This is a genomic window from Pseudomonas sp. MS01C9 (genome assembly GCF_058202755.1).
This window is the reverse complement of the sequence record NZ_CM177073.1, coordinates 5,989,994-6,006,808: the sequence shown is the minus strand read 5'-3', so window position 1 is coordinate 6,006,808 and position 16,815 is coordinate 5,989,994. Positions and strand designations below refer to the sequence as shown.

The window sequence follows — 16,815 nt, the reverse complement described above, 5'->3', positions numbered from 1 at the left end:
CACGGCAGCCGGGTTGCGTGCCGCACTGCTGGGCTCCCTGGCGGACTACATGGTGCCAGGCGCCTTCGTGATGCTCGATGCCTTCCCGTTGACCACCAACGGCAAGCTCGACCGCAAGGCGTTGCCGACGCCGGACCAGTCATCGGTGGCGACTCGCGAATACGAAGCACCGCAAGGCGATGCCGAAACCGTCATCGCCACGATCTGGCAGGACCTGCTGGATCTTGATCGGATCGGTCGTCACGATAACTTCTTCGAACTGGGGGGCCATTCCCTGCTGGCGGTGAAGCTGATCGAACGCATGCGCCAGGTCGGGCTGAGCGCCGACGTCCGGGTGCTGTTCGGTCAACCGACCCTGGCGGCCCTGGCCGCTGCGGTAGGCGGACGTACGGACGTGGTGGTGCCGGCCAATCGTATTGCCTCGGACTGTCGACGGATCACGCCAGAGCTGTTGCCTCTGGCGACCCTGAGCCAGGACGAGATCGACCGCGTGGTGGCGATGGTGCCGGGCGGCTTGGCCAACGTACAGGACATCTATGCCCTGGCACCGCTGCAGGAAGGTATCCTTTATCACCACCTCGCCGCCGCCCAGGGCGATCCCTATCTGCAATACATGATGTTCGCGTTCGACACCTTCGCCCGACTGGAGGCGTTTACCCACGCGTTCCAATCGGTCGTCGCCCGGCATGACATCTTGCGTACGAGTGTGCTCTGGGAGGACCTGGCCGAGCCCGTGCAGGTGGTCTGGCGTGACGCCCGGATGGTGGTGGAGTCGGTGGAGCTGGACCCGGCGGCGGGCGATGTCGCCGCGCAGTTGCACCAACGCTTCGACCCCAGGCACTACCGCCTGGACATTCGCCAGGCACCGCTGATGCGGGTCGCCTATGCCCAGGACCCGGCGAACCAGCGCTGGGTGGGTATGCTGCTGTTCCATCATCTGGTGGACGACGCCACGTCCCTGGCGGCACTGTCCGCCGAGATCGAGGCGCACATGCTCGGGCGGGCAGATCGCTTGCCGGCGTCGGTGCCGTACCGCAACTACGTGGCCCAGGCTCGCCTGGGGGTGAGCCGCGAGGCCCACGAAGCGTTTTTCCGCGACATGCTTGGCGACGTCGACGAGCCGACATTGCCGTTCGGTTTGCAGGATGTGCAAGGCGATGGCAGCGGGATCGAGGAGGCCGGACAGCTTGTCGAGGCCGACCTGAGCCGCCGATTGCGGGCCCAGGCCCGTCTGCTCGGTGTGAGCGCGGCGAGCCTGTACCACCTGGTCTGGGCCCAGGTGCTGGGCAAGGTGTCGGGCCGCGAAGAGGTGGTGTTCGGTACCGTCCTGATGGGCCGGATGCAAGGCGGCGAGGGGGCCGACCGGGCGCTGGGGATGTTCATCAATACGCTGCCACTGCGGGTCAGCCTGCAAACCGATGTGCGTGCCGGTGTGACCACGACCCATGCGCGGCTGACCGCCTTGCTGGGGCACGAGCACGCCTCGCTGGCACTGGCGCAACGTTGCAGCGGCGTGGAAGCGCCGACGCCACTGTTCAGTGCCTTGCTCAATTATCGGCACACGGGTGCGATCACCACCACCGAGGCGTTGTCGGCCTGGGACGGTATCCAGATGCTCAGTGGCGAAGAGCGGACCAACTATCCCTTGACGCTGGCGGTGGACGACCAGGGCGAGGCGTTCAGCTTCACTGTGATGACGCCTGCGCGCATCGGTGCCCAGCGGATGTGTGGTTATGTGCGCCAGACCCTGGAAAGGCTGATCGAGATGCTCGAACAGTCTCCTCAGGCGCCACTGCATCAGCTGTCGATCCTGCCGCCTGGCGAGCGCCACAGGCTGCTGGCCGAGTTCAATGCCCACCAAGCCGACGCCCCACGGCAGCAACCAGCCATTCAGGCGTCGTTCGAGGCGCAGGCACAGCGCACGCCGGATGACCTGGCCGTGCACGGTGGCGCACAGCGGCTGACCTATCGCCAGTTGAACGAGCGAGCCAACCGGCTGGCCCATTATCTGCGCAAGCAGGGCGTGGAAGGGGATTCGCGGGTGGCGATCTGCGTCGAGCGCAGTGTCGACATGGTGGTAGGACTGCTGGCGGTGCTCAAGGCCGGCGGGGGGTATGTCCCCCTGGATCCGGCTTATCCGGCCGAGCGCCTTGCGTTCATGCTGCAGGACAGCGCGCCGGTTGCGGTGCTGACCCAGGCCGGTACCCGGGCGCTGCTGTCGGACGCCCAGGTGCCCCTGATCGACCTGGACGCCGGCCCATGGCTGGACGAGCCGGATCACAACCCGCACGTGACAGGCCTGACACCTGGCCACCTGGCCTATGTCATCTACACCTCCGGTTCGACCGGACTGCCCAAGGGCGTGATGGTGGAGCGTCGCGGCCTGCGCAACCTGATGGACTGGTACCTCGAGGACCTGGCGTTCCATGCCGGCGATGCAGTGCTGCTGGCCTCTTCCTACAACTTCGACCTGACCCAGAAGAACATCCTGGCACCGCTCATGGTGGGCGCCACGCTGCATCTGGCTGAAGAACCCTTCAATCCAGGTGCCATCGTCGCCCAGGTCGCCGAGGCCGGGATCACTCACCTCAACATGTCGCCCAGCGCGTTCCATGCGCTGGTGGACGCCGACCATCAGCAGGCACTGGCCTGCCTGAAACGGGTGGTCCTGGGCGGCGAGCCGATCCAGGTCGCCCTGCTGGAGAAACTGCCGCAGCCACGGCCAACGGTGATCAACAGCTACGGGCCGACCGAGTGCAGCGACGTGGTTGCCTGGCACATCGTGGATAGCCATCTGGAAACCTACCGGGACCAGTCGATCCCGATTGGCCGGCCCATCCGCAACATGCAGCTGCACGTGCTGGACCACCACGGCCAGCTGTTGCCGGTGGGGGTGCCGGGCGAGATTCACATCGGCGGTGTCGGTGTGGCGCGTGGCTACCTGAACCGGCCGGAGCTCAACCAAACCCGCTTCATGGCCGATCCGTTCTACGGCCAGGCCGATGCCCGCTTGTACAAGACCGGAGACATCGGTCGCTGGTTGCCCGACGGTACCCTGCAGTACCTGGGGCGCAACGACGACCAGGTGAAGATCCGCGGTTTCCGTATCGAACTGGGCGAAATCGAAGCCAGGCTCGCCCAGCACGAGGCGGTGAAGGAAGCGGCGGTGCTGGCCCGTGAAGACGTTCCGGGGGAGAAGCGTCTGGTGGCCTATTTCACCCAGTACCCGACAGACGAAGCACTGGGCATCGAAGCGCTGCGCCTGTACCTGCAGGCACAACTGCCCGCCTTCATGGTACCGGTGGCCTACGTCTGCCTGGACGCGATGCCGCTGACCCCCAACGGCAAGCTCGACCGCAAGGCGCTGCCGGCGCCGGACCTGGGGGCGTTCATCAGCCGTGGCTATGAAGCGCCGGTCGGCGACACCGAAATCACCCTGGCCCAGTTGTGGGCTGAAGTGCTCAACGTAGAGCGTGTCGGTCGTCACGATCATTTCTTCGAACTGGGCGGGCATTCCCTGCTCGCCGTCAGCCTGATGGAGCGGATGCGCCAGGAAGGCATGGAAGCGGATGTGCGGACGTTATTCGAGCGGCCAACGCTCTCGGAATACGCGGCAACGACAGAAAAAATGGAGATTGTCCTGTGAGTGTGATCGAACTGTTGGCGACACTAAGAGAGAAAGACGTACAGCTTTCAGTCAAGGGCGATCAGCTCGTGGTGCGGGGCCGAAAACAATCGCTGAGCGAGCCTGCGGTACTGGCCTTGCTGCGCGAACACAAGAGCGCACTGATCTCGTTGATCCAGGCCGGCCAATACGATGCCAACCAGGGCGGCGAACCCGACATCGCCCCCAACGCCATCCCCGCCGGCTGCACGCGCATCACGCCGCAGATGCTGCCGCTGGTGAGCCTGGACCAGAGCGCCATCGACCGCATCGTTGCCACGGTTCCGGGCGGTGCGCCCAATGTGCAGGACATTTACCCGCTGGCGCCGTTGCAGGAGGGGATTCTCTATCACCACCTGATGGCGACCCAGGGCGACCCGTATGTCCTGCAGGCACGGTTCAGCATCGCTCGGCGTGAGCGCCTGGCGGATTTTGTCGATGCCTTGCAAAGCGTGATCGACCGACACGACATCCTGCGCACCGCCATCGTCCGCGAAGGGCTGGAAGAGCCGGTCCAGGTGGTCTGGCGCCAGGCCCGGCTGGGTGTCAAGGACATCAGCGCCGAGCTGGGCGAGGGCGATGCGATGGCGCAATTGCAGGCGCGCTTCGATCCTCGCCACTATCGCCTGGACGTCAGCCAGGCGCCGTTGCTGTTGCTGGTGGTCGCCGAAGACACCGTCCACCAGCGCTGGGCCGCCATGCTGCTGTTCCACCACATGGCCCTGGACCACGCGGCCCTGACGGTCGTGCAGAGCGAAATGCAGGCTTGCCTGATGGGGCAGGCTGATCAGTTGCAGCCTGCCATCCCTTACCGCAACTATGTGGCCCGCACCCGTCAGGCCGGCCAGCGGCAGGCCGACGAGGCGTTCTTCCGCAAGATGCTTGGCGACGTCGAGGAGCCGACGCTGCCCTTCGGCCAACAGGATGTACTGGGGGACGGCACTGCCATCGAGGAACATCACCTGGCAGTGCCTCCGGACCTCGGTCGGCGCTTGCGCGGGCACGCGCGACAGCTCGGGGTGAGCGCGGCGAGTATTTTCCATCTCGCCTGGGCCCAGGTACTGGGCTGCGTCTCGGGCCGCGAGGACGTGGTGTTCGGCACGGTGATGCTGGGGCGGATGCAGGCGGGCGAAAGCATGAGCCGGGCCCTGGGCATGTTCATCAATACCCTGCCGCTGCGGGTCGGTGCAGGGGCGCAGAGTGTCCGCGATGGGGTGAAGAGCACCCACGGCTGGCTGAGCAGCCTGCTGGGCCACGAATACGCATCCCTGGCCCTGGCGCAACGTTGCAGCGGCGTGGCGGCCCCGGCGCCGCTGTTCAGTACGCTGTTGAACTACCGCCACAGCGCCAGCGCGGCTCAAGTCCTGCCTGTGGAAGCGAGCCAGGCCTGGGAGGGGATCGAAGCCCTGAGTGCGGAAGAACGCACCAACTACCCGCTGATTCTCTCGGTGGACGATTTCTCCGACGCGTTTGCCCTGACGGTGCAGGCCAGTACGCTCATCGGTGCGCAGCGCATAGGCGAATACATGCTGGCGGCCGTTGAAAGCCTGGTCGGCGCCCTGGAGTCAAGCCCCGGGGCGATGCTCAACAGCCTGTCATGGCTGCCGGCGGCAGAGCGGGAACGTGTGTTGCTGGGTTTCAACGACAGCGACCGCGATTATCCCCGGGAACAGCCGATCCAGGTTTTGTTCCAGGCTCAGGCCCGGGCCCGGCCGGATGCGCCGGCAGCGGTGCAGGGCGGACGAACCCTGACCTATGGTGAACTGGATTGCCAGTCCGACCGCCTGGCGGCCCATCTGATGGGGCTTGGCCTGCAGGCCGGTGAAAGCGTGGCCCTGCTGCTGCCTCGTTCGCTCGAACTGTTGGTCAGCCAGTTGGCGGTCCTCAAGTGCGCGGCGGTCTATGTGCCGCTGGACGTCAACGCGCCCGCCGAGCGCCAGGGGTTCATGATCCAGGACAGTTGCGCGGTGCTGGCGCTGACCCTCAGCGCCGAGGCGTTGCCGTCGCACGTGCGCCGCGTGGACCTGGACACCATCGACCTTGGCGGGCAGCCGGCCCACGCCGAGCCGCCGCCACAGTCGAGTGAAGCGCCGGCCTACATCATGTACACCTCCGGATCCACGGGCACGCCCAAGGGCGTGCTGGTACCGCACCGGGCCATCAGTCGGCTGGTGATCAATAACGGCTATGCCGATTTCAACGAGCGGGACCGGGTGGCCTTTGCCTCCAATCCCGCCTTCGACGCCAGCACCCTGGACGTCTGGGCCCCCTTGCTCAACGGCGGGTGCGTGGTGGTGGTCGAGCAGCAAGTGCTGCTGTCCCAGGAGCGCCTGCGCACGCTGCTGATCGAGCAATCGGTGAGTGTGTTGTGGATGACTGCGGGGCTGTTCCATCAATACGCGGCCAGCCTGATGACGGCTTTCGCCCGCTTGCGCTACCTGATCGTGGGCGGCGATGTACTCGACCCGGCGGTGATCGGGCGCGTCTTGAAGGAAGGCGCCCCGGTTCACCTGCTCAACGGCTACGGTCCCACGGAAGCCACTACCTTCACCACCACGTACGAGATCAAGGCGGTCGGCGAGGGCAGCATTCCCATCGGTCGCCCCTTGGGCAACACCCGGGTCTACATTCTCGACGCCCAACAGCGGCCTGTGCCGCAGGGCGTGGCGGGTGAGCTGTACATCGGCGGCATGGGCGTCGCCAAGGGCTACCTGAACCGTCCGGAACTGACGGTCGAAAAATTCCTCACCGATCCCTTCAGCCAGCGACCCGGGGCCCTGATGTACCGCACCGGAGACCTGGGACGTTTCCTGGCCGACGGCAACATCGAGTACCTGGGCCGTAACGACGGCCAGGTGAAGATCCGTGGTTTCCGTATCGAGCCGGGGGAGATCGAAGCCCGGTTGGCCCAACACCATGACGTGAAGGAAGCCGTGGTGCTGGTTCGCGAGGACGCGCCTGGGGAGAAACGCCTGGTGGCGTATTTCACGCTGCGCTCCAGCGACGAGGCGGTGGATATCGAAGCCCTGCGCGCTCATCTGCAAAGTCGCTTGCCGGACTACATGGTGCCGGCGGCCTATGTACAGCTCCAGGCCTTGCCCCTCACCTCCAATGGCAAGCTGGACCGCAGGGCCTTGCCGGTGCCGGACCAGGCTTCGATCGTCAGCCGGGGCTACGAAGCCCCCGTGGGGGAGGTCGAAAACACCCTGGCCCGCCTGTGGAGGCAGGTCCTGCATGTGGAGCGGGTGGGGCGCCACGATCATTTCTTCGAGCTGGGCGGCCATTCGTTGCTGGCGGTCAACCTGATCGAACAGATGCGCCAGGTCGGCTTGAGTGCCGATGTCCGCGTACTGTTCGGCCAGCCGACCCTGGCGGCCCTGGCCGCGGCGGTGGGCGGCGGCAATGAGGTCGAGGTCCCGGCCAACGCAATCACCTGCGGCTGCGAACGGATCACGCCTGACCTGTTGCCGCTGGTGTCGTTGACCCAGGAGGCGATCGACCAGATCGTCGCCAGCGTGCCGGGCGGTGTGTCCAACGTACAGGACATCTACCCGCTGGCGCCGCTGCAGGAAGGCATTCTCTACCACCATATCGCGGCGCGGCAGGGCGATCCCTACGTGCTCCAGGCGATGTTCGCCTTCCACAGCGAAGCGCGTATCGAGGCCTTCGCGCAGGCGCTGCAAGGCGTTATCGATCGTCACGATATCCTGCGCACGGCGGTGTTGTGGGAGGGCCTGGAACAGCCGATCCAGGTGGTCTGGCGCAGGGCCGCGTTGAGTGTCGAAGCCGTCACGCTGGAAACCGGAGGCGCCGATGCCGTGACCCAGCTCCATTCGCGCTTCGACTCCCGGCACCATTGCCTGGACATTCGCCAGGCTCCGCTGATATGCCTGCGCCATGCCCATGACCCGATCAACCAGCGCTGGGTGGCGATGCTGCTGTTCCACCATATCGCGCTGGACCATACCGCGCTGGAAGTGGTGCAACAGGAGATGCAGATGCTCCTGCTCGGCCAGGCCGATCGGCTCGGCGAGGCGATGCCGTACCGAAACTATGTGGCCCAGGCTCGCCTGGGTGTCAGCGAGCAGGAGCACGAGGCATTTTTCCGCGACATGCTGGGCGACGTCGACGAACCGACGCTGCCCTTGGGCTTGCAACAGGTCCAGGGTGACGGCCTTGGCATCGAGGAGGCGAAGCTCGCGGTGGAAGCCGGCTTGAGCCGCCGGCTGCGGGCACAGGCGCGGCGAATCGGTGTCAGTGCGGCCAGCCTGCATCACCTGGCGTGGGCCCAGGTGCTGGGACGGTTGTCCGGACGCCAGGATGTTGTCTTCGGCACGGTGCTGATGGGGCGGATGCAGGGCGGCGAGGGCGCCGACCGGGCCCTGGGCATGTTCATCAATACGTTGCCGCTGCGGGTCGATCTGCAAGCACAGGGCGTGCTGGCCGGCGTCAAGGCTACCCATGGGCGACTGACTGCCTTGCTCGGCCACGAGCATGCGTCCCTGGCCCTGGCCCAGCGTTGCAGCGGCGTGGCTTCACCGGCCCCGCTGTTCAGCGCGTTGCTGAACTACCGGCACAGCGCGGCCGATGCGACCTCGGTCGAGGCCCGGGATGCCTGGCAGGGCATGGAAGTCCTTGGCAGCGAGGAACGTACCAACTACCCGCTGACCCTGTCGGTGGATGACTTGGGCGAAGGCTTCATGTTGAGCACCCTTGTCGTCCAGGGAATAGGTGCGCAGCGCATCTGTGCCTATATGCACACCGCGCTCGAAGGCCTGGTACAAGCCCTCGAGCAAGCGCCGCGCATGCCCCTCGACCGTCTGGAGATCCTGCCGCAAACCGAACGCGACCTGTTGCTGGCGGATTTCAACGCCACCGATCGCCCTTATCCGCAGGACCAGACCGTCCTGGCGCTGTTCGAGGCTCAGGTTGCACACCTGCCCCAGGCGGTCGCGGCGGTGCATGGGCAGCGACAGGTCAGTTATGCGCAACTGAACGAGCGAGCCAATCGCCTGGCCCATTACCTGTTGGGACTGGGCGTGCAACCGGACGACTGCGTCGCGATCCTGCTGCCGCGCTCGATCGACCTGCTGGTCGGCCAGTTGGCGGTCCTCAAATGCGCGGCGGCCTATGTGCCCCTGGATCGCAACGCTTCGTTGGAGCGCCAGGGCTTCATGCTGGAGGATTGCCGGGCGAAGGTCTTGCTCACCTTCAGTACCGAAGTCGCCCCCGAGGGCACCTCTCGCGTCGAGCTGGACACCTTGACCCTGCAAGGCCCGATCCACAATCCGGCACTGGCGCAGTCCAGTGAATCGATTGCCTACATCATGTATACCTCGGGTTCGACAGGGCAGCCCAAAGGTGTCCTGGTTCCCCACCGGGCCATCAACCGGCTGGTGATCAACAACGGCTACGCCGATTTCAATGCCCACGACCGAATCGCCTTTGCCTCCAATCCGGCGTTCGACGCCAGCACCATGGATGTCTGGGGCGCGCTGCTCAACGGCGGGCAGGTGGTGGTGATCGAGCATGAAACCCTCCTCGAACCAGCGCGGTTCGCCCAGGTCCTGGTCGATACGGGCGTCACGGTGCTGTTCGTGACCACGGCCATTTTCAACCAGTACGTGCAACTGATCCCCGAAGCCATCGGCGGCTTGCGCATTCTTTTGTGCGGTGGCGAACGCGCCGACGCGGCCTCCTTCCGACGCTTGTTGAGCCTGGCGCCGGGCTTGCGCCTGGTGCATTGCTACGGTCCGACCGAAACCACCACCTACGCCACGACCCTGGAAGTCAAGGCTGTGGCCGAGCACGCGCAAAGCGTGCCCATTGGCGGGCCCATCTCCAATACCCGGGTCTACGTACTGGATGCACGCCAGCGGCTGGCGCCCCTGGGTGTGGTCGGCGAGATCTGCATCGGCGGCAAGGGCGTGGCCAAGGGGTACTTGAACCGAGCGGACCTGAGCGCGGAGAAGTTCATCGCCGATCCGTTCAGCCCAGAGCCCGGCGCGCTGCTTTACCGCACCGGTGACCTGGGCCGCTGGCTGCCCGAGGGCAATCTGGAGTGCCTGGGACGAAACGACGATCAGGTCAAGGTCCGCGGGTTCCGTGTGGAACTGGGAGAGATCGAGGCCAGGCTCGTCGCCTGTGACGGCGTGAAGGACGCGGTGGTCGTGGTGCGGGCCGACGAGCCGGGAGAGAAACGCCTGGTGGCGTACCTCATTGCACAGCCTGAGGTCAGCCTCACCGTGGCGGCGTTACGCGAGCAGTTGTCCGCCACCCTGGCCGAATACATGGTACCTGCCGCGTTTGTCCTGATGCCGGCGTTCCCCTTGACACTGAACGGCAAGGTGGACCGCAAGGCCTTGCCGGTGCCGGCGGCGGAGGCGTACGCCAGCCAGGCCTACGAGGCCCCCCAGGGCGAGGTCGAGCAAGCGCTGGCCGGCCTGTGGGCCGAGTTGTTGAACGTCGAGCGTGTGGGGCGTCACGACAACTTCTTCGAACTGGGCGGCCATTCGCTGCTGGCGATGAGGCTGATCGAGCGCATGCGCCAGGCCGAGATGGCCGTGGACGTGCGGGTCCTGTTCAGCCAACCGACGCTGCGGGCACTGGCAGCCGCCGTGGGCGGACACCGCGAGGTGGTGGTACCGGCCAATGCCATCGTCCAAGGGTGCGAGCGAATCACCCCGGACATGTTGCCACTGGCTGCATTGAGCCAGGAGGCCATCGATCGGATCGTGGCAAGCGTGCCGGGAGGCACGCAAAACGTGCAGGACATCTACCCCCTGGCGCCCCTGCAGGAAGGCATCCTGTATCACCACCTGACGGCGAAAAAAGGTGATCCCTATGTGCTGCAGACGCTGTTCGGCTTTGACAGCCGCGCACGCCTGGATGACTTCATCCTCGCGTTGCAGCGGGTGATCGAGCGCCACGACATCTTCAGGACCTCGATGGCCTGGGAAAGCCTCGACGAACCGGTGCAGGTGGTATGGCGACAGGCTCGGCTGATCGTCGATGAGCTGGAACCGGATCCGAGCGCCGGGGATGTCGTTGCGCAGCTGCAGGAGCGTTTCGACGCCCGGCATGTGCGCCTGGATGTGCGCCAGGCGCCGATGTTGCGCCTGGTTATCGCAGAGGACGTCGACAACGGACGCTGGATCGCGATGCTCCTGTTCCATCACATGGTGCTGGACCATACGGGGCTGGAAGTCCTGGAGCGTGAAATGCAGGCCCAGTTGCTTGGCAAGGCGCACGAACTGGGCAATGCGGTGCCTTACCGCAACTATGTGGCCCAGGCGCGCCTGGGTGTCGGCCAGCAGGAACACGAAGCCTTTTTCCGCGAGATGCTTGGCGATATCCAGGAGCCGACCCTGCCGTTCGGTCTGCAGGATGTGCAGCGCGATGGCTCCGGTGTGGAGGAAGTGAAGCTGGCGGTGGAGGCGGGCTTGTGTCGCCGTCTTCGCGCCCAGGCCCGGCAGTTGGGCGTCAGTGCGGCGAGTGTGATGCACCTGGCATGGGCCCAGGTACTGGGTCGTGTCAGCGGTCGCGACGAAGTGGTGTTCGGCACTGTGCTGTTGGGGCGGATGCAGGGGGGCGAGGGCGCCGATCGGGCACTGGGCATGTTCATCAACACCCTGCCATTGCGGGTGAGCCTGGGTGGACACGGTGTGTCCGCCGGGGTCAAGGCCACCCACAGGCGTCTCACTGGCCTGCTGGGGCATGAGCATGCCTCACTGGCCCTGGCGCAACGCTGCAGCGGTGTGGTTGCACCGACGCCGTTGTTCAGTTCAATGCTCAACTATCGCCATTGCGGGGTCGAGGTGACTGCCCAGGCGCTGTCGGCGTGGCAGGGCATCGAGTCGATTGGCGGCCAAGAGCGTACCAATTACCCCCTGGCGCTGGCGGTGGATGACGAAGGCGAAGGCTTCAGCCTGGTGGTGCAGGCACTGGCCGGTACCGATGCGCGACGTGTCGGCGACTACATGCACACCACCCTCGAAAGCCTGGTCACGGCGCTGGAGCGGGCGCCGGAGACGCCCCTGGGTGAGCTGGCGATTCTGCCCATGGCTGAACGCCAGCGCCTGCTGGAAACGTTCAATGCCACGACGGTCGATTATCCCCGAGGCCTGACCTTGCACGGTCTGTTCGAAACCCGTGCCGAGGCCAGCCCGGACGCCATCGCCGTGGTGACTGACGACGAGCAATGGAGCTACCAGCAACTGAACCACCGCGCCAACCAGGTTGCCCATCGCCTGATCGCCCTGGGCATCCGCCCGGACGATCGGGTGGCGATCTGCGCCGAGCGCAGCCTGGAAATGGTGGCCGGCCTGCTGGGCATTCTCAAGTCCGGTGCTGCTTATGTGCCGCTCGATCCGGATTATCCGCTCGATCGCCTGGCCTACATGCTGGACAACTGCGCGCCGAGCGTGGTGCTGACCCAGGGGGCCTTGCAGGCACGCCTGCCCGCCACCGATGCCCGGACGTTGTTGCTGGACGATGCCGCGTTCTCGACCCAGTCGACGGCTAATCCAAGGGTCGAGGAGCTGCGCTGCGACCATCTGGCCTATGTCATCTACACCTCCGGTTCCACCGGCCTGCCCAAAGGCGTGATGAACGAACATGGCGCGGTGGTCAACCGCCTGCTGTGGATGCAGGACGCTTATCCGTTGACGGCTGCCGATGCGGTGCTGCAGAAGACCCCGTTCAGCTTCGACGTATCGGTGTGGGAGTTCTTCTGGCCGCTGTTCACCGGCGCCCGGCTGGTGATGGCCCGTCCTGGCGGGCATCGCGACCCAGCCTACCTGTGCGAAGTGATCCAGGCCCAGGGCATCAGCACGCTGCACTTCGTACCGTCGATGCTGGACGTGTTCCTGGCCCATGGCGCCGCCCACGGCTGCGACGGGCTGCGGCAGGTGATGTGCAGCGGCGAAGCCTTGCCGGGGCATCTGGTGCGGCGTTTCAAGGCGCAACTGCCGCAGGTGGCGTTGCACAACCTGTACGGCCCCACCGAAGCCGCCGTGGACGTCACGGCCTGGGACTGCTCGGGCGTCGACACCCCCGACAGCACCCCCATCGGCAAGCCGATCGCCAACACCCGCATCTACCTGCTGGACGCCCATCGTCAGCCGGTGCCCATGGGGGTGGCCGGGGAGATCTACATCGGCGGTGTGCAGGTGGCACGCGGTTACCTGCATCGGCCGGAACTCACCGCCGAGCGTTTCCTCGACGACCCGTTCAGCACCGTGCCAAATGCGCGGATGTACCGCACCGGCGACCTGGGCCGCTACCTGGCGGACGGCAACATCGACTACCTGGGGCGTAACGACGATCAGGTGAAGATTCGCGGCTTCCGCATCGAACTGGGCGAGATCGAAGCGCGGCTGGCGCAACATCCAGGTCTCAAGGAGGCCGTGGTACTGGCCCGTGAGGAGGAGCCCGGCGAGAAGCGCCTGGTGGCCTATTTCACGACCCATGCCGCCGATGCGGGCCTCGACATCGAGACTCTGCGGGGCCATCTGCAGAACCTGCTGCCTGAATACATGGTGCCGAGCGCTTTCGTGCACCTCGACGCCTTGCCGCTGACCCCCAATGGCAAGCTGGACCGCAAGGCATTGCCAGCGCCGGATCGTACTGCGGTAGTGGCCCGTGCGTACGAAGCTCCACAAGGCGAAACCGAGGCGACCATCGCCGGGATCTGGCAGGACTTGCTCGGTATCGAACGGGTCGGCCGCCACGACAATTTCTTCGAGCTGGGCGGTCATTCGCTGTTGGCCGTGAAAATGATCGAGCGTATGCGTCAGGTCAAGCTGAGCGTCGACGCACGCGTCCTGTTCGACCAATCGACATTGGCGGCACTGGCCGCTGCGGTCGGCGGGTACAGGGAGGTCGATGTACCGGCCAATGGCATCCCGGCTGGTTGCACACGGATTACGCCGGGGATGCTGCCGCTGGCCGAGCTGGATCAGCCGGCCATCGATGAAATCGTGGCAAGGGTGCCGGGTGGCGTGGCCAACGTCCAGGACATCTATGCCTTGGCACCTCTGCAGGAGGGGATCCTGTATCACCACCTTGCCGCCGCCCAGGGTGATCCCTATCTGCAACACGTGATGTTCGGTTTTGACAGTTTCGCGCGCCTCGAACAGTTCGCCCAGGCGTTGCAGGCCGTCATTGCCCGGCACGATATCCTGCGTACCGGTGTGCTCTGGGAGGGCTTGCCCGAGCCCATGCAGGTGGTATGGCGCGACGCCCGTTTGAATGTCGAGCCGGTCGTGCTGGATCCGGCCGCGGGGGATATCGCCACCCAACTGCACCAGCGTTTCGACCCCAGGTTCTATCGCCTGGACATCCGCCAGGCACCGATGATGCGGATTGCCTATGCCCAGGACCCGGAGAACCAACGTTGGGTGGGCATGTTGCTGTTCCATCATCTGGTGGACGATGTCACCTCACTGGCGGTGCTGGTTGCGGAAATCGAGGCACACATGCTGGGCCAGGCACAGCGCTTGCCCGCCTCGGTGCCGTACCGCAACTACGTGGCCCAGGCTCGCCTGGGGGTGAGCCGCGAGGCCCACGAAGCGTTTTTCCGCGACATGCTCGGCGACGTCGACGAGCCGACGCTGCCGTTCGGTCTGCAGGATGTGCAAGGTGACGGCAGCGGGATCGAGGAAGCTCGCCAGGATGTCGAGGCGGACCTGAGCCGCCGGTTGCGTGCCCAGGCGCGGCAGTTGGGGGTCAGTGCAGCGAGTGTGTATCACCTGGTCTGGGCGCAGGTCTTGAGCCAGGTGTCGGGCCAGGACGACGTGGTGTTCGGTACCGTGCTGGTCGGCCGGATGCAAGGTGGCGAAGGGGCCGACCGGGCGCTGGGGATGTTCATCAATACGCTGCCCGTGCGGGTGAGCCTGGGGGCGCAAGGCGTGCGGGCCGGGGTCAAGGCGACCCATGCACGATTGACGGCCTTGCTCGGCCATGAACATGCCTCGTTGGCCCTGGCACAACGCTGCAGCGGCGTGGAGGCACCGACGCCGTTGTTCAGTGCCTTGCTCAACTATCGGCACACCGCAACGACGGTTTCGGCCGAAGCGGTGTCGGCCTGGAACGGCATCCAGATGCTCAGTGGCGAAGAGCGGACCAACTACCCGTTGATGTTGTCGGTGGACGACCTGGGCGAGGCGTTCAGTTTCACCGTCATGACCCCGGCCCGCATTGGCGCGCAGCGGCTTTGCGGGTACGTGCAGCACACGTTGGAAAGTCTGGTCCGGATGCTGGAGCAGACGCCGCAAGCGCCGTTGCACCAGTTATCGGTGCTGCCGGCCACGGAGCGCGAGCAACTGCTGGTGGGCTTCAACGCCACCCAGGCCGAATACCCGCTGGAGCAGACGATTCACGGGTTGTTCGAAGCGCAAGTTCAGCGCACGCCGGAGTCGTTGGCGGTGCTGCATCGTGGGCAACGCCTGACTTATCGCGAATTGAACGAGCGGGCCAACCGCCTGGCCCATTACCTGCGCAAGCAGGGGGTGAAACCCGATTCTCGGGTGGCGATCTGTGTCGAGCGCGGCCTCGACATGGTGGTGGGCCTGTTGGCGATCCTCAAGGCAGGGGGCGGTTACGTACCGCTGGATCCGGCTTACCCGGCGGACCGGATCGCCTACATGCTGGAAGACAGCGCTCCGGCGGCGGTGCTGGCCCAGGCGGCGACGCTTGGATTGTTGGCCGGCGCTGCGATGCCGGTCATCGATCTGGGTAGCGAACTTTGGCAGGACGAATCCGTTCTGAATCCCCAGGTTCCGGAACTGACCTCGTCGCACCTGGCCTATGTGATCTACACCTCCGGCTCCACTGGTCTGCCCAAGGGCGTGATGATCGAGCACCGCAACACGGTGAACTTCCTGACCTGGGCACAGCGTTCCTTCGATGCGCAAACCCTGTCGAAGACGCTGTTCTCCACTTCGCTGAACTTCGACCTGGCGGTCTACGAGTGCTTCGCGCCGTTGACCTGCGGTGGCAGCATCGACGTGGTCGCCAATGTGCTGGAACTGCAACAGGGCGAGCACGACATCACCTTGATCAACACCGTACCGTCGGCCCTCAAGGCACTGCTGGAATCCGGTGGCTTGGGCGAGGGTGTCGAGACCGTCAACGTGGCGGGCGAAGCCCTCAAGCGCAGCCTGGTGGAAGCGCTGTTCGAACAAACCCAGGTCAAGCGTTTGTGCAACCTCTATGGCCCATCGGAAACCACCACTTACTCAAGCTGGGTATCGATGTCCCGCGAAGAGGGTTTCGCCGCGCATATCGGTAAACCGGTGGCCAACACCCAGTTCTATCTGCTGGATGAACACCGGCAACCGGTGCCATTGGGCGTACCGGGAGAGATCTATATCGGCGGCGCCGGTGTGGCGCGCGGTTACCTCAATCGTGATGACCTGACTGCCGAACGCTTCCTGAAGGACCCGTTCAGCAGCGAAACCAATGCCCGGATGTACAGGACCGGCGACCTGGGTCGCTACCTGCCGGACGGCAATATCGAATACCTGGGTCGTAACGACGACCAGGTGAAGATCCGTGGTTTCCGCATCGAACTGGGCGAGATCGAAGCACGGCTCGCCAGGCATGAAGCGGTAAAAGAGGCGGTGATCCTGGCCCGTGAGGACGTCCCCGGCGATAAACGCCTGGTGGCGTATTTCACCCGGCCCTCGCCAGGCCAGGCGGTGGACGTGGGCCTGCTGCGTGGCTACCTGCAAGCGCAGTTGCCGGAGTACATGGTGCCGGCGGCCTACGTGAGTCTTGACGCTTTGCCGTTGACTCCCAATGGCAAGCTCGATCGCAAGGCCTTGCCCGTCCCTGACAGCGAGGCGTTCGCCACGCATCGCTACGAAGCCCCCGTGGGAGAGGTGGAGATCAAGCTCGCCTCGCTGTGGGCCGAATTGCTGAAAATCGAGCGTGTCGGCCGGCATGACCACTTCTTCGAACTGGGGGGACATTCCCTGCTGGCCGTGACGTTGATCGAGCGCATGCGCAAGGAGGGCATGGAGGCCGATGTGCGGGTGCTGTTCGGTCAGCCGACCCTGGCACTGGTGGCCGCGGCGGTAGGGCAGGTGCAGCGTATCGAAGTACCCGCGACGAAGATTCCCACCCTGGCGCGCCAGCGCCGCATCTGA

Annotated in this window: 2 protein-coding genes (1 of these 2 running past the window's edge); both read left to right on the top strand. The window is 65.3% G+C overall.

Going from position 1 to position 16,815, the window contains the following annotated elements; all coding sequences use genetic code 11:
- A protein-coding gene (locus tag AC1M7R_RS26695) for a non-ribosomal peptide synthase/polyketide synthase (protein ID WP_490610129.1) crosses the window boundary here: on the top strand, positions 1–3,646 show its end. It extends 25,421 nt beyond the left edge of the window; only the last 3,646 of its 29,067 coding nucleotides appear in the window; the start codon falls outside the window, past its left edge; its stop codon occupies positions 3,644–3,646.
- Positions 3,643–16,815, top strand: coding sequence for an amino acid adenylation domain-containing protein (locus tag AC1M7R_RS26690; RefSeq protein WP_490610128.1), 13,173 nt, complete (start codon positions 3,643–3,645; stop codon positions 16,813–16,815). The genes AC1M7R_RS26695 and AC1M7R_RS26690 overlap by 4 nt, the downstream gene beginning before the upstream one ends.